20 protein-coding genes and 2 pseudogenes are annotated in these 21,669 nt (G+C 71.4%); 11 read left to right on the top strand and 11 right to left on the bottom strand.

The window, feature by feature from the left end:
- Positions 1 to 53 precede the first annotated feature (53 nt).
- Positions 54 to 521 (top strand): hypothetical protein, encoded by a 468-nt coding sequence (locus BJY28_RS11465; protein ID WP_179463131.1) that lies wholly within the window; start codon positions 54 to 56, stop codon positions 519 to 521.
- Between the two features lie 19 nt (positions 522 to 540).
- Here the strand turns inward: BJY28_RS11465 and BJY28_RS11460 are convergent, their stop codons facing one another.
- Positions 541 to 963: a pyridoxamine 5'-phosphate oxidase family protein gene (locus BJY28_RS11460; RefSeq protein WP_179463130.1), complete on the bottom strand. Its 423-nt coding sequence runs from the start codon at positions 961 to 963 to the stop codon at positions 541 to 543.
- Positions 964 to 1,156: 193 nt separating this feature from the next.
- On the opposite strand from BJY28_RS11460, the gene lipA reads away from it, so the two are divergent.
- From lipA to BJY28_RS11435, 5 genes are all read left to right on the top strand, one after another.
- The gene (gene lipA / locus BJY28_RS11455; protein ID WP_179463129.1) at positions 1,157 to 2,185 is read left to right on the top strand and encodes a lipoyl synthase; all 1,029 of its coding nucleotides are present in this window, start codon (positions 1,157 to 1,159) and stop codon (positions 2,183 to 2,185) included.
- A 37-nt stretch (positions 2,186 to 2,222) separates the two neighbouring features.
- On the top strand, positions 2,223 to 2,945 hold the full coding sequence (locus BJY28_RS11450) for a DUF4191 family protein (protein ID WP_179463128.1): 723 nt from the start codon (positions 2,223 to 2,225) through the stop codon (positions 2,943 to 2,945).
- 72 nt (positions 2,946 to 3,017) lie between these two features.
- Positions 3,018 to 3,413: an RDD family protein gene (locus BJY28_RS11445; protein ID WP_179463127.1), complete on the top strand. Its 396-nt coding sequence runs from the start codon at positions 3,018 to 3,020 to the stop codon at positions 3,411 to 3,413.
- Between the two features lie 542 nt (positions 3,414 to 3,955).
- Positions 3,956 to 4,567, top strand: a complete 612-nt coding sequence (locus BJY28_RS11440) for a DUF6318 family protein (protein ID WP_179463126.1) — start codon at positions 3,956 to 3,958, stop codon at positions 4,565 to 4,567.
- A 443-nt stretch (positions 4,568 to 5,010) separates the two neighbouring features.
- Positions 5,011 to 5,496 carry a hypothetical protein gene (locus tag BJY28_RS11435; protein ID WP_179463125.1) on the top strand — a complete coding sequence of 162 codons (486 nt, stop codon included), beginning with the start codon at positions 5,011 to 5,013 and terminating at the stop codon, positions 5,494 to 5,496.
- 56 nt (positions 5,497 to 5,552) lie between these two features.
- Here BJY28_RS11435 and BJY28_RS11430 read toward each other — a convergent pair whose 3' ends face one another.
- Positions 5,553 to 6,230: a DUF8175 domain-containg protein gene (locus BJY28_RS11430; RefSeq protein WP_179463124.1), complete on the bottom strand. Its 678-nt coding sequence runs from the start codon at positions 6,228 to 6,230 to the stop codon at positions 5,553 to 5,555.
- 417 nt (positions 6,231 to 6,647) lie between these two features.
- Here BJY28_RS11430 and glnA point away from each other — a divergent pair, with 417 nt between their 5' ends.
- The 3 genes from glnA to BJY28_RS11415 all read left to right on the top strand — a co-directional run bounded on the left by glnA (position 6,648) and on the right by BJY28_RS11415 (position 9,231).
- Entirely contained in the window at positions 6,648 to 8,072 is a 1,425-nt protein-coding gene (gene glnA / locus BJY28_RS11425) for a type I glutamate--ammonia ligase (RefSeq protein WP_179463123.1), read from the top strand.
- 108 nt (positions 8,073 to 8,180) lie between these two features.
- Positions 8,181 to 8,720, top strand: a complete 540-nt coding sequence (locus tag BJY28_RS11420) for a hypothetical protein (protein ID WP_179463122.1) — start codon at positions 8,181 to 8,183, stop codon at positions 8,718 to 8,720.
- 49 nt (positions 8,721 to 8,769) lie between these two features.
- Positions 8,770 to 9,231, top strand: coding sequence for an isoprenylcysteine carboxylmethyltransferase family protein (locus BJY28_RS11415; RefSeq protein ID WP_179463121.1), 462 nt, complete (start codon positions 8,770 to 8,772; stop codon positions 9,229 to 9,231).
- A gap of 33 nt (positions 9,232 to 9,264) precedes the next feature.
- On the opposite strand, the gene BJY28_RS11410 is transcribed toward BJY28_RS11415, so the two are convergent.
- The 7 genes and pseudogenes from BJY28_RS11410 to BJY28_RS11385 form a co-directional block, all read right to left on the bottom strand.
- Positions 9,265 to 10,050 (bottom strand): thioesterase family protein, encoded by a 786-nt coding sequence (locus tag BJY28_RS11410; protein WP_179463120.1) that lies wholly within the window; start codon positions 10,048 to 10,050, stop codon positions 9,265 to 9,267.
- 105 nt (positions 10,051 to 10,155) lie between these two features.
- Positions 10,156 to 11,876: pseudogene (locus tag BJY28_RS11405) on the bottom strand (AMP-binding protein).
- Between the two features lie 91 nt (positions 11,877 to 11,967).
- A complete protein-coding gene (locus tag BJY28_RS11400; protein ID WP_179463119.1) occupies positions 11,968 to 13,584 on the bottom strand; it encodes an AMP-binding protein in 1,617 nt (538 codons plus the stop codon).
- A gap of 87 nt (positions 13,585 to 13,671) precedes the next feature.
- A complete protein-coding gene (locus tag BJY28_RS11395) occupies positions 13,672 to 14,505 on the bottom strand; it encodes an SDR family NAD(P)-dependent oxidoreductase (protein ID WP_179463118.1) in 834 nt (277 codons plus the stop codon).
- A 73-nt stretch (positions 14,506 to 14,578) separates the two neighbouring features.
- Entirely contained in the window at positions 14,579 to 15,187 is a 609-nt protein-coding gene (locus BJY28_RS16335; RefSeq protein WP_343037080.1) for a fibronectin type III-like domain-contianing protein, read from the bottom strand.
- A gap of 127 nt (positions 15,188 to 15,314) precedes the next feature.
- Positions 15,315 to 16,805: pseudogene (locus BJY28_RS16330) on the bottom strand (glycoside hydrolase family 3 C-terminal domain-containing protein); the annotation flags it as partial.
- 131 nt (positions 16,806 to 16,936) lie between these two features.
- Positions 16,937 to 17,278, bottom strand: coding sequence for a DUF2200 domain-containing protein (locus tag BJY28_RS11385; RefSeq protein ID WP_179463117.1), 342 nt, complete (start codon positions 17,276 to 17,278; stop codon positions 16,937 to 16,939).
- Positions 17,279 to 17,339: 61 nt separating this feature from the next.
- Here BJY28_RS11385 and BJY28_RS11380 point away from each other — a divergent pair, with 61 nt between their 5' ends.
- Complete coding sequence (locus BJY28_RS11380) at positions 17,340 to 18,278, top strand: hypothetical protein (RefSeq protein ID WP_179463116.1); 939 nt, start codon at positions 17,340 to 17,342, stop codon at positions 18,276 to 18,278.
- A gap of 51 nt (positions 18,279 to 18,329) precedes the next feature.
- Here BJY28_RS11380 and BJY28_RS11375 read toward each other — a convergent pair whose 3' ends face one another.
- Together BJY28_RS11375 and BJY28_RS11370 are read right to left on the bottom strand one after the other, a co-directional pair.
- Positions 18,330 to 18,833, bottom strand: a complete 504-nt coding sequence (locus tag BJY28_RS11375) for a pyridoxamine 5'-phosphate oxidase family protein (RefSeq protein WP_179463115.1) — start codon at positions 18,831 to 18,833, stop codon at positions 18,330 to 18,332.
- A gap of 101 nt (positions 18,834 to 18,934) precedes the next feature.
- The gene (locus BJY28_RS11370; RefSeq protein WP_179464094.1) at positions 18,935 to 19,891 is read right to left on the bottom strand and encodes a phosphotriesterase family protein; all 957 of its coding nucleotides are present in this window, start codon (positions 19,889 to 19,891) and stop codon (positions 18,935 to 18,937) included.
- A 268-nt stretch (positions 19,892 to 20,159) separates the two neighbouring features.
- On the opposite strand from BJY28_RS11370, the gene BJY28_RS11365 reads away from it, so the two are divergent.
- The gene (locus tag BJY28_RS11365) at positions 20,160 to 21,473 is read left to right on the top strand and encodes a cytochrome P450 (RefSeq protein WP_179463114.1); all 1,314 of its coding nucleotides are present in this window, start codon (positions 20,160 to 20,162) and stop codon (positions 21,471 to 21,473) included.
- The last annotated feature ends 196 nt before the right edge of the window (positions 21,474 to 21,669 follow it).

Below are 21,669 nucleotides of genomic sequence, written 5' to 3'. Positions count from 1 at the left end.
GACGGTGCCCTCGCGGGGCTGCCGCAGGCCGCTCTCTCGGCTACGGTCGGGCCATGTCCTACGACATCGGCTTCTGCCTCCTGCGTGGCGCCGACCTCTCCCGCCTCCCGCTGGCCGGCGGCCCGGCGACCAGTCTCGACCTCGCGATGGTCCAGCCCGACGTCGCCCACGCGGCGGCGCTCGGGGACGACGTGGTGGTCGTGGACGCGCTCTACGGCGAGCTCGCCGGACCGACGCTGCGCGAGCTCGGGGTGCCCGGGGTCGTCGTCGCGCTCGGCGGTACCGCGGACGTCTACACCATCGAGGCGCTGGGCGGACCGGACCGGCGGCGGGTCCAGGCCGCCGGTGCCATCGAGGTGGACGAGGGCGTGCCGCTGCCCGAGGAGGCGGTGATGGCCGGGCACGACGACCCGGAGGATGCCCACCTCGCGCTGGTCACCCGGTACCTGGGCCGGCCCGTGGACGAGCTGTGGGCCGCGGAGTACGTGCCGCTCGCCCTTCCGGATCCCATGGACCTCTAGCGGGACCGCACGGCCGAGGTCACTGCTGGATGTGCTCCCAGGGCTTGTGCAGGCCGAAGCGTCGGCCGGTGACCTCGGTGGGGGCGATCTCGACGACGTTGTACTTGGCGGTGCTCGTCCACGGCCGCAGCGGGACCCGCTCGGCGCGGTGCTCCTCGTCCCCTTCGAGCAGCCGGGCACGGCCGCGGAGCACGACGCTCCAAGCCTCGGTGTCGTCCATCCCGTCGATCTCGAAGGCGACGTCGGAGTGCATGACGACCCCGAGCAGCTTGTTGCCCTCGGCCGTGCGGAAGAGCAGCGTCCGGCCGTCGACGGCGTAGTTGATCGGGGTGATGTGCACCTCGCCGGCGAGATGGAAGGCGAGCCGGCCGAGCTCGTGGTCGTGCAGCAGCTGCCAGCACGCGTCGGCGTCGAGGGTGGTGACGATGTCGGGCTCGGACATGGTTCCTCCGGTGGGGTGCGGCGCGCGTCGCGGCGTCTCGGTGCGTACTACTGAGTGTAGTAGCGCGGTCGGCGATGCGCACCGACGAGAGGCGTCGGCGAGGGGCGTGCCCGGGCCGCGGGAATGTCACCGCCGGGGCGTACGCTGGAACGTGCCGAGGGAGAACCCCGCCGAGCCACGAGAAGGAGGGCGCGTGACCGTCGCACCCGAAGGACGTCGGCTGCTGCGCGTCGAGGCCCGCAACAGCGAGACCCCGATCGAGCGCAAGCCCGAGTGGATCCGCACCACCGCGAAGATGGGCCCCGAGTACAGCGAGCTGCACTCGATGGTCAAGACCGGCGGCCTGCACACGGTGTGCCAGGAGGCCGGCTGTCCCAACATCTTCGAGTGCTGGGAGGACCGCGAGGCGACCTTCCTCATCGGCGGTGACGTCTGCACCCGCCGCTGCGACTTCTGCGACATCGCCTCCGGTCGGCCGGCCGCGCTCGACCTCGACGAGCCCCGCCGCGTCGCCGAGTCGGTCCAGCAGATGGGCCTGCGCTACTCGACCGTGACCGGCGTCGCCCGCGACGACCTGCCCGACGGCGCCGCCGGCCTCTACGCCGAGACGATCCGTCAGATCCACGCGCTGAACCCGAACACCGGCGTCGAGATCCTGCCGCCGGACTTCGGCGCCAAGCCCGAGCTGGTCTCCCAGGTCTTCGACGCCCGGCCCGAGGTCTTCGCGCACAACCTCGAGACGGTGCCGCGGATCTTCCGCAAGATCCGTCCCGCCTTCACCTACGAGAAGTCGCTCAAGGTGCTCTCCATGGCCCGCGAGGCCGAGCTGGTCACCAAGTCCAACCTCATCCTCGGTATGGGTGAGGAGGAGCAGGAGATCGACCAGGCGCTGCAGGACCTGCACGACGCGGGCTGCGACATCCTCACGATCACCCAGTACCTGCGGCCGAGCAAGCTGCACCACCCGATCGACCGGTGGGTCAAGCCCGAGGAGTTCGTGCACTGGAGCGAGCGGGCCGAGGAGATCGGCTTCAAGGGCGTCATGGCCGGGCCGCTGGTGCGCAGCTCCTACCGCGCCGGTCGGCTGTGGGTGCAGGCGATGAACCGGTGGGGCCGGCCCATCCCGGAGCACCTGTCGCACCTGGCCGACGCCGCGTCGGACCCGGCCCGGCAGGAGGCCTCCTCGCTGCTGGCGAAGAGCGCCGAGCGCGCCTCGGCGTGATCGGCGCACCCGGCGTGACGCAGTAGGATCGTCCCCTATGGCGCGCAACGACTCGGACGGGACGAAGAAGCCCCGCCGCAACCCCTTCAAGCAGATCGCCTCGGTCTACCGGACGGTCAAGCAGCTCGACCCGAAGATCGGGCTGTGGATGCTCGGTGCGGCGGCCGTGGTGCTGCTCGTGGGCCTGCTCATCGGTCTGCTCATGGGGCACGTGTGGGCCTCGCTGCTGGTGGCCCTGCCGGTGGCGCTGCTGGCCGCGATGATCACGCTCTCCCGGCGAGGTGAGCGGGCGGCCTTCGCCCAGATGGAGGGCCAGCGCGGGGCCGCGCTCGGTGGCCTGTCGGCGATCCGCCGCGGGTGGTACATCGAGCAGGAGCCGGTGGCCGCGGACGCCCAGCGCCAGGGCGACCTGCAGAACGCCGCCGTCGTCTTCCGCGCTCTCGGCCGACCGGGCATCGTGCTGCTCGGCGAGGGCCCGAAGGGTCGGGTCAACAAGCTGCTCGCCAAGGAGACGAAGAAGGTGGCCCGGGTCGCCCCGGGCGTGCAGGTGCACACCTACGTCGTCGGCTCCGGCGAGGGCGAGCTCGAGCCGCGAAAGATCCGCACGACCCTCACCCGGCTGCGCCCCTCCCTGACGAAGGAGGAGATGTCGGTGGTCAACAAGCGGCTGAAGTCGTTGCCCGGCATCCGCCAGAACGTGCCGCCCGGGGTCGACCCGATGAAGGCGCGGATGGACCGCAAGGCGCTGCGTGGCCGCTGAGCCGCGGGGCGCGGGCGCCGAACCGCGCTGCGTGGGCGTCGAGCCGCGCTGCCTCGCGTGACCTCGCGCGGCGTGGGCCCTGACGCCCGCAGGCAGGCCGGTGAGCTGCCGGAGGTGGCGCCCTTCGGTCGGCGGCTGGGTGGTCTGGCCATCGACTGGATCGCCTCGCTGCTCATCTTCAACGCCGTCGTCGCGCCGCTCATCGACGTGACACCGCTCTGGCAGAGCTTCGGGCCGCTGATCGTGCTCTTCGTCGAGCACCTCGTGCTGGTCGGGACCGCGGGCCTCACGCTGGGTCACCGGCTGCTCGGCCTGCGGGTGGTGCCGGTGGCGCGCCCGTGGATCAGTCCGCTGCAGGCGGTGGTCCGTGCCGGGCTGCTGTGCCTCTTCATCCCCCCGGTGGTCGTCGGCAGCGACGGGCGCGGGCTGCACGACCGCGCGGCCGGGACGACGATCGTCCGCGGCTGAGCGGCTGAGTGGCTGGGCGGCCGGTTGTGCCGCACCGCTCCCCATCTCCGACCCGTCCCCTGGTTCGCCCCTACGTCGCTGCGTCACCTCGTGAGACAACGCGCGCTCATGCGTGTCTGCTCGTGGGCGCCGGCTGGCTGGCCAAGCTGCTGGCGCCCCCACAGGCACCCCTGCGCTGGGTGGCACCAGCCCGCGGCGGGAGCGACCGTCTCGCCGCGCTGCATCTCGGGGGCACCGCAACCACACGTGCCCGACATCCCGCGGTAGGCGCACCCTGCCGAGGGTGAGTTGCCGCGTGAGTGGACGCATGGGAGCTCAGGCTCAAGGCGACAGCACGCGTCAGACCGCCCCGATCCGGTCCAGGCTGCGCGTGCCGAGCACACCAGCCGGGGTATCTGGAGGGTGCGCGGGGCGCCGGGCCTGGCCGGTTGACTGGCGGTGCCTGTGGATCGTTCGAGATGCGGTCTGCTGGGATCTGGCTACCGTGGGTGCGCGGTACGGGTCGTCCGAGAGGCGACCGCTGATGGTGGGGAGGTCCACGGATGCGCGCACGCATGGTGGCTCTGGTGAGTGTGTCCGCGCTGGCCTTGGCTGGTTGCGGGGGTGTCGACGAGCCCGAGGAGACGAGCTCGTCGACGGTCTCGCCGCGGGTGCCCAGCTCGAACGGTTCGTCGAGCGCGGCGTCCTCGTCCAGCTCGTCGGGCTCGGCCACCTCGTCTGGTGACGTGTCGACAGAGCCGCCGGCCGAGGCGCAGGAGAACACCCAGGCGGGCGCCGAGGCCTTCGCCGAGTGGTATGAGCAGCAGGTAGGTGAAGCAGTGACTACCGGCGAAGGGAGTGTGCTCCGCGAGTACGCCGATCAGAGTTGTCAAGCCTGCCTAGAGACCGCTGACCAGATGGAGAGCGATGCTGAGCAATACGGAGTAGCGCCGACCAATCCGTACAGCGTCGCCGTCGACTCCAGCCGAGAGGAGGCGGGGAAGCAGTATGTGACGTTGGAGGTCTCATGGACGACCTACCGTCGACTCAAGGACGGTGAGTCGCAGGGGAGAGTTGATGGTGACGAGGCGCGGTATGTGCTGACCCTGTCGCCCCAAGTGTCGGACGGGTGGCTGGTCGAAGAATCAGTACTTGTCCGGGGCGATGTCACATGACCTCACACAGCGAGCCGATCCCATCTCGATCGTCGGTCCTGCTACTAACCGCTGCTCTGGTGATGGTGGCGCCGCTCGAGTTCGCGGCAGCGGGAGCACGAGACGAGCCTGAGATCACCCTCGGAGACAGTCAGGTTGATGCCCACGTCGAGACACGAACCGTGGTCGATGCCGCTGCTTCTGTCTCCTCAGGCCGGGATATCACGAGCGTCCAAGACGCAGGTGCACCCAGCGAGGTAACGGTGTGGGAGTCCAGGACAGTGCCGTGCGCGGCCTCGAACGCCGACGAAGCTTGTGGGGCGGTCCGGTCTGAGTGCATCGAGCCCGGTCAGACCCCCACCGCGACCTACTGGCGGGCTGAGGGGACCGACGAGTGGGGGCCAGCCATACCCAACTGCAGCGGTGAGGCCGGAGCGCCACCTGACCTTCCCGAGGACGCGGAGGTGGTCGAGGCGCCACCCACACCGAGCCTGGGTCAGATCCAGGAGGCCTTCCGTGAGCTCCCCTTCTGCATGCCCGAGCCGACGATCAGCCCACCGGGCGGCAAGACACTCATCAACTTCGACACCTACTACACCGCCAGCTGGCCCGACGGCTCCTGCCTCGTCCCCGGCGAGGTCAGCGACACCGTGACCCTGCTCTCCTGGGACATCGAGTACCGGATCGCCGCTCAGGACTACACCTACGACTACGGCGACGGCCAGACCTCCGGAGCCACCACCAGCACCGGCGGGCCCTACCCCACCGGCGACGTCACCCACCAGTACAGCGACACCGGCACGGTCGACGTGCGCATCGACGCCCGACTCACCGGCGACTACCGCGTCAACGGAGGCGCCTGGCAAGACCTCGCCGCCACCGCCGACCTCCAGGACGAACCAGCCATCCCGCTCACCGTCGTCCAGGCCAAGAACCGCCTCACGAAGTAGTTAGGGATCTGTGTGTTCCGCATCGGTCAGTCGGTGAGATGCCGAGCGCGCCGAGGTTACGACTGGCCCCAGGCGACGTAGTCCCCGATCTCACTGACTTCAAGGCGACCAGAGCCGTCATCCCTTCGCTCGACCATCCAGTCACCCTCGCGCCACACGACGGTGGTACGCAACGCGAACTCGTCCTGGTTCACCCGGTACACCACGGTGACCTGCACCTCGTCGGGTCCTTGAGACTGCAACTGATAGCCCTGCACCCGGAAGAGCATCGTTGACGGCGTAGACGTGCTCGACTGGCCCGCGAGATCGTCGCCGCCCTCAAGGACGTGCCGCGCCTGCAGCTCGGGCTCCAGCGCCTGCACGTTGATGAAGAAGAAGAGCGCGCCGGTCGGGTTATGCGCGAAGCACCGCCGGTCCCCCTCGTCGGTGACCTCGGCCGGTCCGAACTCCTCCGAGGACGGAACCGTGAGCGACCGGTGGATCTCCCAGGTTGCGTCGGGCCCCTCGGCCGGGATCGCCTGGCTGCCGACAGGCAGACCGCACTGGCCGTCAGTCTCTTCGTCCTCCACATCGGAGGTGGTGCTCGCCGAGGCCTCCGACGACGCCGTCTGCGCTGGGTCCTCCGACGCAGCCGTCTGCGTCGGAGCCTGATCGTCGCTGCCTCGGCCGAGGAACCATCCCAGGCCGCAGGCGAGCACCAGCACGACGACCGTCACCGCACCGATCGCCGCCACCCGCCTGGCCGTACTGCCCTCAGTCACGCTTCTACCCCCTGCTGTCGCTGCCGGATCGCCGAGCGCACGGTGACCCGGTGGTCTGCACCGCCAACCGAGTGAGCGCTTCTCGACCCGATGGACCGATCACCGTCGACAGTAGAGCCGGACCCGACACCTCGCCACGCGAGCGCGCCACGACTCGAACGCCCCTGCCCGAACCCTGAGACGACCCCACCCGCACAGCCCACCACCCGAGCGCCTGCCCGCCACCAGACCCGTCATCGCTAGGGTGTAGCCCACCTCGTGAGACGGCGGTCTCACGTAACACCGGCGAAACATACGGGTCATGGTCGAGAAACGGCCGCGTCCTAGGTTCGTCGCATACCCAGGGTGAGCACTGCCCGAGCTCACCGCCCACCACCCCAGGAGGATGGTTTGTTCAGCTCCGCCGACGAGGTCCTTGGCTACATCAAGGACAACGACGTGAAGTTCGTCGACATCAGGTTCTGCGACCTGCCCGGCATCATGCAGCACTTCAACGTGCCGGCCGACACCGTCGACGAGGACTTCTTCGTCAACGGCCAGATGTTCGACGGCTCGTCCATCCGCGGCTTCCAGGCCATCCACGAGTCCGACATGAAGCTCATCCCGGACGTCAAGACCGCCTACCTGGACCCGTTCCGGGAGGAGTCGACGCTGGTCATGAACTTCTCCATCGTCGACCCCTTCACCGGTGAGCCCTACAGCCGCGACCCGCGCAACATCGCGGCGAAGGCCGAGGCCTACCTCAAGAGCACCGGCATCGCCGACACCGCCTTCTTCGGCGCCGAGGCCGAGTTCTACGCCTTCGACGACGTCCGGTTCAAGACCGACGCCCAGGGCGCGTACTACCACATCGACTCCATCGAGGCCGCCTGGAACTCCGGCAAGGAGGAGGAGGGCGGCAACAAGGGGTACAAGACCCGCTTCAAGGGTGGCTACTTCCCCGTCCCGCCGGTCGACCACTTCGCCGACATCCGCGACAAGATGTGCGTCAACCTGGCGAAGGTGGACATCGAGGTCGAGCGCGCCCACCACGAGGTCGGCACCGCGGGCCAGCAGGAGATCAACTACAAGTTCAACACCATGCTCCGCGCGGGCGATGACGTCATGAAGTTCAAGTACGTCATCAAGAACACCGCCTGGGAGCTCGGCAAGAGCGTCACCTTCATGCCGAAGCCGATCTTCGGCGACAACGGCTCGGGCATGCACACCCACCAGAGCCTGTGGAAGGACGGCGAGCCGCTCTTCTACGACGAGCAGGGCTACGGCGGCCTGTCCGACACCGCTCGCTGGTACATCGGCGGCCTGCTCAAGCACGCCCCGGCGCTGCTCGCCTTCACCAACCCGACGGCGAACAGCTACCACCGCCTGGTGCCCGGCTTCGAGGCCCCGGTCAACCTGGTCTACTCGGCCCGGAACCGCTCGGCCTGCATCCGCATCCCGATCACCGGCAACAACCCGAAGGCGAAGCGCGTCGAGTTCCGCGTGCCGGACCCGTCGAGCAACCCCTACCTGTGCTTCGCCGCGCAGCTGATGGCCGGCCTGGACGGCATCCGCAACCGCATCGAGCCGCCGGAGCCGATCGACAAGGACCTCTACGAGCTGCCCCCGGAGGAGCACGAGGCCATCGAGCAGGTCCCGACGACCCTGCCGGGCGTGCTCGCCGCGCTCGAGGCGGACCACGAGTTCCTGCTCGAGGGTGACGTCTTCACCGCCGACCTCATCGAGACCTGGATCGACTGGAAGCGCGAGAACGAGGTCGCCCCGCTGCAGCTGCGGCCGCACCCGCACGAGTTCGAGATGTACTACGACATCTGAGCCGAGGGTCCGCCCTGGCATGACCGACGGCCCGGTCCTGCACCTGCGGGGCCGGGTCGTCGGTCGTGCGATGCACGAGGTTCAGGGCGCGTGTGCTCTCATACCCCCATGGATCCGCAGCAGGCCCTGCAGCAGCATGGTCAGTCGCTGCTGGCCCAGCATCCGCAGCCCCACCCGCAGAACGCTCCGCCGCAGCACCCTGTGCCGCACGCCTGGCCGCAGCCCGGCGCCCAGCACCCGTGGCCCCACCACCCGTGGCCGCAGCACCCCCAGCCGCAGCCGCCCCGCCCACCGCGCCGGGTCTACCGCGACAGAGGGTTGGTGCACCTCGTCCCGGCGCTGCTCGGCATCGTGTGCTTCGTCGTCGTCCCGCTCTTCGCCTTCTACTGGTCGTTCCGGATCTACGCCAGCGACTCCGACACCGTTGCCGGGGCACCCTTCGCCGGCGCCAGCGTCGCCATCATGTCCGCGTCCGCCGCCGTGCTCATGAGCAGCGTTGTCACCATGCTCGCCTACGCCTCGCTGCGCTGGGGCAGCACCTCGCGGGTGCGCTATCTGCAGCTCGCCGGCCTGGTGCTGACGGCCGGCATGGCCGTGGCCGGTGTCGGTCTGACCTTCTACATCCACGACATGGTGACCACCGGCTAGCTGAGCGCGGCACCCGTCAGCCCTACCCCGCCCGGGCTAGGCTCATGCCGTGAGCAGGCACCGCCAGCCTCCCCCGCCTCTGGCCCTCGTCGTCGCCGGGGCCGTCGCCCAACGTGCCCTGCCCGGGCGCCGCGCCACCCCCGTGAGCCGGGTCGCCGCCGCTGGGCTGGCGGCGCTCAGCGCCGCGACCCTTCTCGCCCCTGTCGCCCAGTTCGCGCGACGAGGCACGACCGTGGACCCCCGTGATGGGGCCGAGCCCGCGCGCCTGGTCACCACCGGCCTCAACGCCTGGAGCCGCAACCCGATGTATGTGGCGATGGTCGGGCTGCTCAGCGTCCACCCCCTGCACCACCGCTCTCCCCTCGCGGTGCTGCCGACGATGGCGTTCGTCACCTGGATCGACCGGCGGCAGATCCCGGCCGAGGAGCGTGCGCTGCTGCATGCCTTCGGCGCCGAGTACGAGCGCTACCGCAGCCGCGTCCCTCGATGGATCGGTCCTCGTCGCCGCTGACCTCACCGTGCCCGAAGGGCTCGCGCCGCTGACTCAGCGCGGCGCCACCATCAGGGGCTGGGTGATCGTCGCGACCGGCCCCTGCGCGTCGGACATCACGCCGTGCGCGGTGCCGATGCCGTTCGGGCCGATGGTGGAGCGCGCATCCAGCAGCATCCACTCGTCCGCCGGCTCCCGCTCGATCGTCGCGGTCATCGTCGGCGGGATGAGGAACCACTCGTCCATCGGCAGCGTCCCGGACAGCCCGTTGGTCGAGTCGGCGACGAGCAGCAGCCGCTCGACCGGCGCGGTCTCCTCCCCCGCGACGAGCGGGATCCGCAGCCGGGTCCACACGGTCGCCGGCCCGGGGTGGTGCCCACCGGCGACGAACCGCCAGTCGATCGCCCGGCCGTAGCCGAAGTCGGGACCGGCCCCGTCGGGAGCGCCTTCCTCACCCTCCGCCGGCACCGGCGGCACGTCCTCGGTCGGCTGCCAGTGCTCGCGGGTGGCATCCGGGGTTGCCCGGATGAGCCAGGCGCTGGCGGTGACCGCCAGCTGATCCCCGGCCCACAGCGAGGCCTCGATCATCTCCACCCGCCGTCCGGGTCGCACCACGTTCGCCTCCACCCGCATCCGCCCCTGCGGGATGCCGCCGAGCATGTTCGCGGTGAAGCGGGCGATCGCCAGCGACGCGTCCGAGCGCACCTGGGCGATGCTGCGGGCCAGCAGCGCCGCCGGCGGGCCACCGTGCTGCAGCGAGGTGTCCCACGGGCTCGACGTCGCGGGGGTCGACTCGAAGGTGCCGTCGCCGACAGGGAGGTAGAAGGCCTCGGGGCTCATGTCTCGCACCCTCTCACGCCGGGCGACACCCATCTCCACCGCTCAGGTCGAGGGCTTCATCAGCCGTGCCGGTCGCCCCATCAGACGTGCTGGTCGACGAGCCGTTCACCCGCGCAGGTCGGGAAAGTCGCTGTCCCGGAACTCCCCCGCCGGCCGGTCGTCGACGACCCCTTCCTCACGCTGGCGCAGCTCGACCCGCCGGATCTTGCCGGAGATCGTCTTGGGCAGCTCATAGAACTCCAGCCGCCGCACCCGCAGGTAGGGCGCCAGGTGCTCGCGGGCGTGAGCGAGGATCGACCGCGCCGTATCCGCGGTCGGCTCGTGGCCCTCGACGAGCGCGACGTAGGCCTTCGGCACGGCCAGCCGCACCGCGTCCGGCGCCGGCACGACCGCGGCCTCGGCGACCGCCGGGTGCTCGATGAGCACCGACTCCAGCTCGAAGGGGCTGACCTTGTAGTCGCTGGCCTTGAAGACGTCGTCGGTGCGGCCGACGTAGGTGATGTAGCCGTCCTCGTCCCGGGCCGCGACGTCGCCGGTGTGGTAGTAGCCGCCCTCCATCGCCTGCGCGTTGCGCTCCGGGTCGCCCTGGTAGCCGGTCATCAGGGTGTACGGCTCCGCGGACAGGTCGAGGCAGATCTCCCCTTCGCCGGAACCCTCGACCCGCTCCCCCGTCGCCGGGTCGACGAGCACCGCCGGCACACCCGGCAGCGGACGACCCATCGACCCGGCCCGCACCGGCTGACCCGGGGTGTTGGCGATGCTCGCGGTCGTCTCGGTCTGACCGAACCCGTCGCGGATGGTCAGCCCCCAGCGCCGCTCCACCTGGCTGATGACCTCGGGGTTGAGCGGCTCTCCGGCGCCGATCGCCTCGCGCAGGTCGCCGGGCACCTCGGCGAGGTCGGCGTTGATGAGCATCCGCCACACCGTCGGCGGCGCGCAGAAGGTGCTCACCCGCTCGGCGCGCAGCTGACCCAGCAGCGCCGCCGCGTCGAAGCGCGCGTAGTTGTAGACGAGCACGGTCGCCTCGGCCAGCCACGGCGCGAAGAAGTTCGACCAGGCGTGCTTGGCCCAGCCCGGGCTGGAGATGTTCAGGTGCACGTCCCCGGGCTGCAGCCCCAGCCAGTACATCGTGCTCAGGTGCCCCACCGGATGGGTGGTGTGGGTGTGCTCGACGAGCTTCGGTCGGCTCGTCGTGCCGCTGGTGAAGTAGAGCAGCAGCCGGTCGTCGCTGGCGTTGCCCGGGTGCGGCAGCGGCTCTCGGACGGCCGCGCTCGCCTCCGCGTAGCCGGTCCAGCCGGGCGGCACCTCGCCGTCGCTGGCGACGACGATCCGGGCGTAGTCGCCGGGCACCTCGTCGAACTTCGCCGCGCTCGCCGCGTTGCACACCACCGCCCGGGCCGCGCCCGCTCCATCCGGTCCAGCAGGTCGCTCGTCCCCACGGCGGTGGTCGTCGGCATGAGCACCGCGCCCAGCCGGACCACCGCGAGCATCGTCTCCCACAGCTCGACCTGGTTGCCGAGCATGACCACGACGCTGTCGCCGCGACCGACCCCGTGGTCGGCGAGCATCCCGGCCACCTCGTCGGAGCGCCGCGCCATCGTGTCGAAGGAGTGCTCGGCCCGCGTCCCGTCCTCCTCGACGATGACCAGCGCCAGCGCCTCGTTGCCGCGGGCGACCGGGTCGAACCAGTCGTGGGCGAAGTTGAAGGTGGGACCGACGTCGGGCCAGGCGAAGGCGGACCGGGCCTGGTCGAGGTCGGTGCGCAGCTCGCGCAGCTGGTCACGGGCGGCACGAAGGGCGTCGTTGGCGTTCGTCACCCTCCCCATCATGGGGTGCCAGCCCACCGCACGGAAGGACGGCGCCGTGTCGCGTCCGGCCCGTATCGCCGCGTCCTGCTCGGGGCGTCGCCCGGCCAGCTCAGCCCAGCCCGAGCCGCTGCGCCGACTCCTCCCGCATGGCCGCCTTGCGCACCTTCCCGGTCACCGTCATCGGGAACTCGTCGACGACGACCACGTACCGCGGGATCTTGAAGTGGGCCAGCTGCCCGGTGGCGAAGTCCCGCACCGCGTTCGCGTCCAGCGGCTCGGCACCGGAGCGCATCCGGATCCACGCGCACAGCTCCTCCCCGTATCGCTCGTCCGGGACACCGACGACCTGGACGTCCTCGATGTCCGGGTGGGTGTAGAGGAACTCCTCGATCTCGCGGGGGTAGATGTTCTCCCCGCCGCGGATGACCATGTCCTTGATCCGGCCGACGATCGTGCAGTAGCCGTCCTCGCGCATCTGGGCGAGGTCGCCGGTGTGCATCCAGCCGTCCTCGTCGATCGCCTCGGCGGTCTTCTCCGGCTCGTCCCAGTAGCCGAGCATCACCGAGTAGCCACGGGTGCAGTACTCGCCGGTCTCTCCGCGCGGGACGGTCTCGCCGGTCGCCGGGTCGACGACCTTGATCTCGACGTGCGGGTGCACCCGGCCGATGGTCTCGGTGCGCCGCTCCAGGTCGTCGGCGCCACGGGTCTGGCAGCTGACCGGGCTGGTCTCGGTCATCCCGTAGGCGATGGCCACCTCGCTCATGTGCATCTCGTCGACGCAGCGACGCATCACCTCCACCGGGCAGATCGAGCCGGCCATGATCCCGGTGCGCAGGCTGCTGAGGTCGTGCTCGGCGAAGCTCTCGTGGTGCTGCATGGCGATGAACATCGTCGGCACCCCGTAGACCCCGGTGCACCGCTCGGCGGCGATGGTGCGCAGCGTGACCTCGGGGTCGAAGGCGGGCGCCGGGATGACCATCGTCGTCCCGTGGGTGGTGCAGCCGAGGTTGGCCATGACCATCCCGAAGCAGTGGTAGAAGGGCACCGGGATGCAGAGCCGGTCCTGCGGCCCGAGCGCGATGAGCTCGGTGGTGAGGTAGCCGTTGTTGAGGATGTTCCGGTGGCTGAGGGTCGCCCCCTTCGGCCTCCCGGTGGTGCCGGAGGTGTACTGGATGTTGATCGGGTCGTCCGGGCTCAGCCCCGCCTGACGCTCGGCCAGCGCCCCCTCGGGCACGTCGCGGCCCTGCTCGACCAGCGCCGCCCAGTCGTCGGTGTCGAGGTAGACCACCCGCTCCAGTGCCGGGCACTCGTCGGCGGTCTCCTCGATCATCCCGCGGTAGTCGCTGCCCTTGAAGCCCGAGGAGGCGATGAGCATCCGCATCCCCGACTGGTTGACGGCGAAGGTGAGCTCGTGGGTCCGGTAGGCCGGGTTGACGTTCACCAGGACCGCGCCCACCTTCGCCGTGGCGTACTGGGTGATCGTCCACTCGGCACAGTTCGGCGCCCAGATCCCGACCCGGTCGCCGGCGGCGATCCCGGCCGCCAGCAGGCCGCGGGCGATCTCGTCGACGGCGGCGTCCAGCTCGGTCCAGCTCCACCGGCGTCCGGTCGCCACCTCGACCAGCGCCTCCCGGTCGCCGCCCTGGGCGACCGTGCGCTCCAGGTTGGCGCCGATCGTCTCCTCCAGCAGCGCCGGGGTGCTCTCGCCACGTGCGTAGGACTCCATCGTCCCTCCTGACCGCTCGGGTACGCCCTCGATCATGTCAGGCACGGCTCATGTCAGGGCGCCGGATGCGGCGCCCGGACGAGGCGCTCAGCCGAGCAGCTCTTCCGAGCGCTCCCACAGCCGACGCGCCATCTCCGGGTCGTGGCCGGCGGCGGCGGTGCGGGCGATCTTCGTCTTCTCGTAGTACTCCCCCGGCTGCCAGTCGGTCCCCGGGGTGCCCTCGGCGAGCGCGACGAGACGGCGGGCGCTGTCCTCGGGGGTGATCATCACCAGCCGCCGGATCGGGGTGCGATAGGCCAGCCGCAGCACGTGGTTGGTCTCGCTGGCGAAGTTGGAGGCCACCACCCCGGGGTGGAAGGCGACCGCCGAGATGCCCTCGTCGCCGTGCCGCCGCTGCAGCTCGCGGGTGAAGAGGATGTTCTCCAGCTTGCCGTTGCCGTAGGCGATCCGCGGCGAGTAGCGCTGGGCGTTCTGCAGGTCGTCGATGTCGAAGCGGGCGAAGAAGCGGGCCGCCTGGCTGGCGGTCTGGATGACCGAGGCGTCACTCGCGGTGAGCGTCGGCATGAGCTCGCGGGTGAGCAGGAAGCCGGCGAGGTGGTTGACCTGGAAGGTCTTCTCGAAGCCGTCGACGGTGATCTCGCGCTCGCCCATGATGCCGCCGGCGTTGTTGGCCAGCACGTCGATCCGCGGGTAGGCCTCGGCCAGCTCGGCGGCGAGCGCGCGCACCTGGGCGAGGTCGGCGAAGTCGGCGAGGTGGTGCGGCACCCCGAGCGGCTCGGCGACCGCACGGGTCTTCTCCGGGGAGCGGCCGACGACGACGACCTGGTGGCCGCGCTCGGTGAGCTGGCGGGCCGCCGCGGCGCCGACGCCGTCGCTGGCGCCGGTGATGACGATGGTCTTGGTGGGTGCGTCCTGAGGCATGTGGTGCGTCCTTCGTCGGTCGGGCGGGGCAGGTCGTCGGCGCACCAGGTCGGTGCACCGGGAGAAGGTGCGCTCAGCGGGGCGTCGTCGACCCGCCGTGGCGCTCGCGGCGCTGGGCGACCAGCCGCTCCAGCGCGGCGCGGTCGAGCAGGCCTCCTGAGATGGCAACCATCCGGTCCATCGGGAAGTTCCCGACGAGGGCGATCGTGCCCGGGTCGCTCAACAGGGCCGACCCGGCGCCTTCGCCCGCGTCCCCTCCGCCACCCCCGCGGTCCGGGGTCTGCGCCGCGGCCACGAGGTCGGCCAGACCGGCGGCGAGCTCCGGGTCGTCGAGCCACTCCTGCAGGCTGGAGCCCAGATCGAGGTCGAGCTCCAGCGGGCTGGCGTCCACGGTGACGGTGCCGGCCAGCCGGATGTCCCGGGAGGACGAGCCGACCTCGACGGTCCGCTCGCCGGCCTCGACCCACCAGCCGTGGCCGGGTCGCCAGGCGGCGAAGCGCCGCTGGTCGAGGCGGACGCTCACCCGGGTCGACTCCCCCGGCGCCAGGTGCACCTTGGCGAAGCCGCCGAGCTCGCGCGGCGGCCGCTGCAGCACGCTCGCCGACGGTCCGCCGAGGTAGACCTGCACGACCTCGGCACCGGCCCGGCTGCCGGAGTTGGTGATCCGGCAGGAGACGAGCACCCCGAGGTCGCCGTCGGCGGCGCTGCCCCGACTGCTCCAGCGCCAGCTCGTCGTAGGCGAACGTGGTGTACCCGAGCCCGTGACCGAACGGGTAGCCCACGGCCTGGTCCCGGGCGTCGTACCCGCGGTAGCCGACGAAGACCCCTTCGCCGTACCGGACCGTGCCCAGCTCCCCGGGGAAGCCGAGATAGGCCGGAGAATCCTGCAGCCGCAGCGGGATGGTCTCGGCGAGGCGGCCGGAGGGCGCCACCCACCCCCACAGCACCTCGGCGACGGCACGGCCGCCGGCCTGCCCGGGCAGCCAGCCCTCGAGGATGGCCTGCGCGTGCGGCTCGACCTCCCCCAGCGTCACCACGCCCCCGTTCGCCAGGACGACGACCACCCGGTCGCAGACCGCCGCCACCGCACGGAGCACGGCGAGCTGGTCGGCGGGCAGGTCGAGGTGGGTGCGGTCGAAGCCCTCGGACTCCTCGGCGGCCGTGAGCCCGAGGACGACGACGACCGCGCCGGCCGCACGGGCGGCGGCCACCGCCTCGTCGGTCAGGGCGGTGTCGTCCGAACCCGCGTCGCCGGCACCCTCGTCGAGTCGGTAGCCGGCGGCGTCCCCCACGGAGACGCCCTGCGGCGCCAGCTCGCGCAGCGCCGCCAGCGGGGTCTCCACCCGGGTGGCGTTGACCTGCGAGCTGCCGGCGCCCTGGTAGCGAGGCGTCTCGGCGAGCGCGCCGATGACCGCGACCTGGGCGGGCGGGTCCTCCGGCCCGAGCGGCAGCGCCTGCGCCTCGTTCTTCAGCAGCACCAGCGACTCCCGGGCGGCCTGCAGCGCGATGTCGTGCTGCGCCTCGTGGTCGACGGCGGGACCCGGCTCGGCGGGGGCGCGGGCGGCCAGCGCGAGCACCCGGGCGGTGCTGGCGTCGAGGTCGGCCTCGTCCACCTCGCCGGAGCGGGTCGCCTCGAGCAGGCGGACGTCAGCGACCCCGTGGTTCGGCGGCATCTCCAGGTCGAGGCCGGCCCGCAGCGCCCGGGCCCGGTCGACGACCGCGCCCCAGTCGGAGACGACGAGACCGTCGAAGCCCCACTCCTGGCGGAGGATCTCGGTGAGCAGCCGGTGGTTCTCCGAGGCCCAGGTGCCGTTGATCTTGTTGTAGGAGCACATCACCGTCCACGGGTGCGCGCGGGTGACGACGTGCTCGAAGGCGGGCAGGTAGATCTCGCGCAGGGTGCGCTCGTCGACCTCGGCGCTGACCCGCAGGCGTTCGGTCTCCTGGTTGTTCACCGCGAGGTGCTTCAGCGAGGCGCCGACCCCTTCGGTCTGCAGCCCGCTGACCCAGGCGGCGCCGAGCGCCCCGGCGAGCAGCGGGTCCTCGGAGAAGTACTCGAAGTTGCGCCCGCACAGCGGCGAGCGCTTGATGTTCACCCCGGGCCCGAGGACGACAGCCACCCCCTGCGCCCGCGCCTCCCGGCCGAGCGCCTGGCCGACCCGCTCGGCCAGACCCGGGTTCCAGCTGGAGGCCAGGGCCGAGGCCGTGGGGAAGCAGGTCGCCGGGATGCTGTCGCCGATCCCGAGGTTGTCCGCGCTCTCGTCCTGCGCGCGCAGCCCGTGCGGCCCGTCGGAGAGCATCACCGCGGGCACCCCGAGCCGGGGCACCGCGGCCGTGTGCCAGAAGTCGGCGCCCATGCTCAGCGCCACCTTCTCCTCCAGCGTCAGGTCGGAGGCCTGCGCGGCAGCGCGGTCCTGGTCCGCGGGCTGGTTCATGACCGCAGCACCTTCTCCATCGGGCGGCCCTTGGCGAGCTCGTCGACGAGCTTGTCGAGGTAGCGGATCTGCTGCATCAGCGGGTCCTCGACCTCCTGGACCTTCACCCCGCAGACCGAGCCGGTGATGAGCTCGACGCCGGGGTTGATCTCGGCCGCGGCGAAGAAGTCGGTGAAGGTGGTCCCCTCGTCGAGGTGCCGCTGCAGCGTCGTCTGGTCGAAGCCGGTGAGCCACCGGGTCACCTCGTCGACCTCGTCCCGGCTGCGCCCCTTCTTCTCCACCTTCGTCACGTAGTGCGGATAGACGTCGGCGACGGCGGTGCTGAAGATCCGGCTCATGCTCCGGCAGACTATCCGCCCACCCACCCGCGCGGCGGCGGCAGAACGGTCAGGAGGAGCGATGTCGGCACCGACGAGCGCGCGCGCCCACCGGGACACCGGCTGGCTGCGCAGCACCCCGGTCGTGGTGCGGGCCCGCGGTGGCCACGTCGAGCTGCTCCACGGGGACGAGGTGCTGGCCCGGCACGAGGCGCGCACGCTCGTGGTCACACCCCGTCCCGGCTTCGCCGGCGCCACCCTGAGCGTGGCCCCGCGGACCGCCGATGGCGGCGCCGGTCAGGCGACGCACGAGGTGCTCAGCCACCAGCCGCGCTGGCAGCGGGTCGCCGCGGTCGCCCTGTCCGGGCTGCTCTTCGTGCTCGCCATGACCACCTACGTCGTCCTCGACAGCGAGGGCCTGAGCGTGACCGCCGCCGTCCTCGGGTCGTGCTGCGCGCTCGTAGGGCTCGGGATGCTCGCGCTCTTCGCGCACCAGCGGGCTCACCGCCCGCCCGAGCACGAGGCGGCCTCCGCCCTCGACGTCTATGCCGGCGAGGGGGCAGCCGTGACCGAGCCGCCGGGCCTCTGGCCACGGGGTGCCACGGCCGCCGCCCACGACAGCGCGGTGACCGTCCATGGGGACCCGGCCTCGGGTGCGCCGCAGATCCCCGGCCCCGTCCGGGTCGTCGGGGCGGTGCTGATCCCGACGGCCTGCGTCGCCGCGGTGGTCGCCTCGGTCGTCGTCGTGCTCCCGGTCGACCTGCTCACCGACGCGCTGCTGGGTGCCCGGGCGGCCGACTACGCCCGGACGATGGTCCTGCTGCTGCTCGTCCCGTGGCTCGCCGAGCTGCTGTGGCGGGTGATGATGCGGCGCGTGGCGCGCACCCTCGAGCCGCCGCTCGGTCCGTGGCTGTGGGAGCGCTACCGCGCCCGGCGTCCGAGCGGCGGCGCCTGGATGCTGCTGGCCACCCTCGCGATCACCGGTGTCCTCTGGGTGGAGGTCGTCCGCCCGAGCGGCTGACCCGGGTCGCCGCACGGGAGCAGTCGTCGGCCCGTGCCGGGCATCACGGCCTCAGGGCAGGTCGACCTGCGTCGGGCCCCGGTCGCCGTCCTCGTCCTTGCCAGCGACCATCTTCGCGGTCTCGACGGCGGTGCCCACGAGCGAGTCCCCGCCCCAGTAGGTGACGCTGTCGCCGTGCACCTTGAGGACGACGTTGTCCGGGTCCTCGGGGCCGCCCTCCATGAAGCGGTCCGCGCCGGAGCTCCACAGCCGCGCGACCGTGTCCCGGTCGTCGATCACCTCGGCGGTGCCGGCGAGCGAGACCCACGCCTTCATCGAGGAGTAGGCCACGTTGACCTGCAGGTTGGCCCGGATGTCGGTGACGACCCCGCTGTCCCGGCGCACGAGGAAGAGGACGTCACCGTCGTCCTCGTGCACCTGGGTGCTCAGCGGGCGGCTGGTCAGCCGGCCGGTGGACGAGCCAGCGTCCACGGTGGTGAGCATGGCGATGTCCATGCTGGACATCACCTCGGTGGCGGCGCGCACCGCGTCCTCGGAGCTGCTGTTCTCGGTCATGAGGATCCTCACGTCGACGTCCCGACCGGGTCCGACCGGGTGACACCCACCCTAGGGAGCGGAGGGCCTCCACGGGCTCGCAGCGCGCCTCCCGCTGCCGCTCACTCGAAGTAGCGCCGCGGGTTGGTGACCAGCATGAGCTCGATGTCGGCATCGGTGACCCCGCGCTCCTGCAGCGCAGGCAGCACGTCTTCGCTGATGTGCCGGTAGTTCCACCGCGGCACCACCTGGCGCTTGGCGTCGGCGGGGAACCAGTCGATGGTGCACGAGGCGTCGTGGGCCAGGACGACCTTCTCGGCGTAGCCGCGGCGGCACAGCTCGGCGACGGTCTCGACCCGGTCCTCGAAGGGCAGCAGCACGTCCAGCCCGAAGCGGTCCATCCCCAGCAGGCTGCCGGCGTCGGCGAGCTCGGTGAGGTAGTCCAGATCGGTGCTGTCGCCGGAGTGGCCGATGACCACCTTCGTCAGGTCGACCCCTTCCTCCCGGAGCACCTGCTGGGCGACCAGGCCGGACTGGTTGTGCACGTTGGTGTGCACGGTGATCGGCGCGCCGGTCTGCACGCTGGTCTGGCCGACCGCGCGCATCACCCGCTCCACGCCCGGGGTGAGCCCCTGCTCCTCGATGGCGCACTTAAGGAAGGCCGCGCGGACGCCGGTGTCCGCGATGCCCTCGGTGAGGTCCTTGGTGAAAAGCTCGACCATCGGCTCCGGCATGTCGAAGAGCAGCCCAGGGCCGGTGTAGTGGAACTGGAAGGGGACGTCGTTGTACGTGTAGATCCCGGTGGCGACGACGATGTTCAGCTCGCTCTGCTCGGCGATCCGCTGGATCCGGGGGATGTAGCGGCCCAGGCCGAGGACCGTGGGATCCATGATCGTGTCCATCCCCAGGCCCTTGAGCTCGTTGAGCTGGGAGACGGCGTCGGCGATCTGGGCCTCCTCGTCCCACTGCTCGTAGTTGAGGCGGTGCTCCTCGCCGAGGACGAAGACGTGCTCGTGGCAGAGCGTCCTCCCCAGCTCGCTCGAGTCGATCGATCCGCGCACGGTCTGCACAGACGCCATCGTCATGCCCTCCTTGAGGCCGGTGAGTGCCGCTCACGCTAGGTGAACCCGGATTCAGGAACAAGACCCCGTCCGCACCGACCTACGACGCGGGCTACCACGCAGGAAGTGCTGTGATCGCGACACTTCCTGCGTGGTAGCGCGCGCATCTCGGTGGGTGCGCCCCGGGGAGGCGAAGGGGTTCGCGCTCACGGTGCACGGCCGGACCGTGCAGAACCGGGACCTCCGAACACCTACCCGCGGGTATCAACATCCGTAGAGTGGGGTCATGACGGTCCTCACCGCGCCCGTCCAGCAGCTCACCCGGTGGTCCCTCGGGCACGCCGTCCCGGCCCTGGCCTTCCGCGCCCGCGCCCGGCGCGGCGACCTCCAGGCCCGCGTGGTGGGGGCCACGAACAGCGGTGGCGACCTGCCCACGGACCTCTTCGACGCGATCCGCGAGGCGGGGCCCTTCTACCGGGGCGGTCTCGCGCTGGCCACCTCGCGGCACGACGTCGTCCGGGAGGTGCTGGCCAGCCCGGACGTCGCCGCCGGGCGGATCGCCGCCACCGACGGTGTGCTGGCCCGGCCGGCGGCCTGGGCCGACCGCCGCGTCCCGACCGGACCGCTGACCCCGCCGTCGCTGCTGGCCATCGAGCCGCCGGACCACACCCGGATGCGCAAGCTCGTCACCCGGGTCTTCTCGGTGCGTGCCGTGGAGCGGCTGAGGGAGCGCACCGAGGAGGTGGCGGCCGAGCTCGTCGAGCCGCTGGCGCGCCGGGTGGAGAAGGACGAGCCGGTCAACCTCGTCGAGGCGCTCGCCGCTCCGCTGCCGGTGACCGTCATCTGCGAGGTCCTGGGGGTCCCCGAGGAGGACCGGGAGCGGGTGCGCCACTTCGGCGACATGGCCGCGCCCAGCCTGGACCTGGGGCTGTCGCTGCAGCGCTTCCGCGAGGTGGAGGCGGCGCTGCGCGACTTCGAGCGGTGGCTCGAGGCGCACGTCGAGCGGGTGCGTCAGGACCCGGGCGAGGACCTCTTCAGCCAGCTGGTGGCCGCCCGCGACGACGACGGCGGACAGCTCGACGACCTCGAGCTCAAGGCGACCGCCGGGCTGGTGCTGGCGGCCGGCTTCGAGACGACCGTCAACCTCATCAGCAACGCGGTGTCGCTGCTGGCCGAGCACCCGGAGCAGCGCAAGGCGCTGGTCGTCGGCGAGGTGCCCTGGCTGGCGGCTGTCGACGAGGCGCTGCGCTTCGACCCTCCGGTGCTGCTGACCGCGCGGACCGCGGTGCGGGACACGGAGATCGCCGGCACGAGGGTGCGGGAGGGATCCCCGATGGTGGCGATGCTGGCCGGCGCGAACCGGGACCCGGAGGTCTTCGCCGAGCCGAACCACTTCGACGTGACCCGAGCCAACGCCGCCGACCACATCTCCTTCTCCTCCGGCCGGCACTACTGCCTCGGGGCGGCGCTGGCCCGGATGGAGGGCGAGGTGGCGCTGCGCACCCTGCACGAGCGGCTGCCCGAGCTGCGGGTGCTGCCCGGGGCCGAGCGGCGGGAGACCCGGATCCTGCGAGGGTGGGCGCAGCTGCCGGTGGGCTGAGGCTCCTGCTGTGACGCACGTCACGCATCCGGCACCGTCCGGTGATCCGAAGTGCTTACCGAACGACTAGGCTGACGCATGCCCTCGACCGGGTCCGCTGCCGCTGACCGAGGGCGTCGTCGGATCGACCCGGTGTGATGAGAGGTGAGTGCGGTGGCTGGCCCCCGACGCAGGCCGACGGCTGGTGCGCGCCTGC

It is taken from the genome of Janibacter alkaliphilus (assembly GCF_013408565.1).
Classification (GTDB): domain Bacteria; phylum Actinomycetota; class Actinomycetes; order Actinomycetales; family Dermatophilaceae; genus Janibacter; species Janibacter alkaliphilus.
This window is presented reverse-complemented; position numbering and strand designations above follow the sequence as displayed.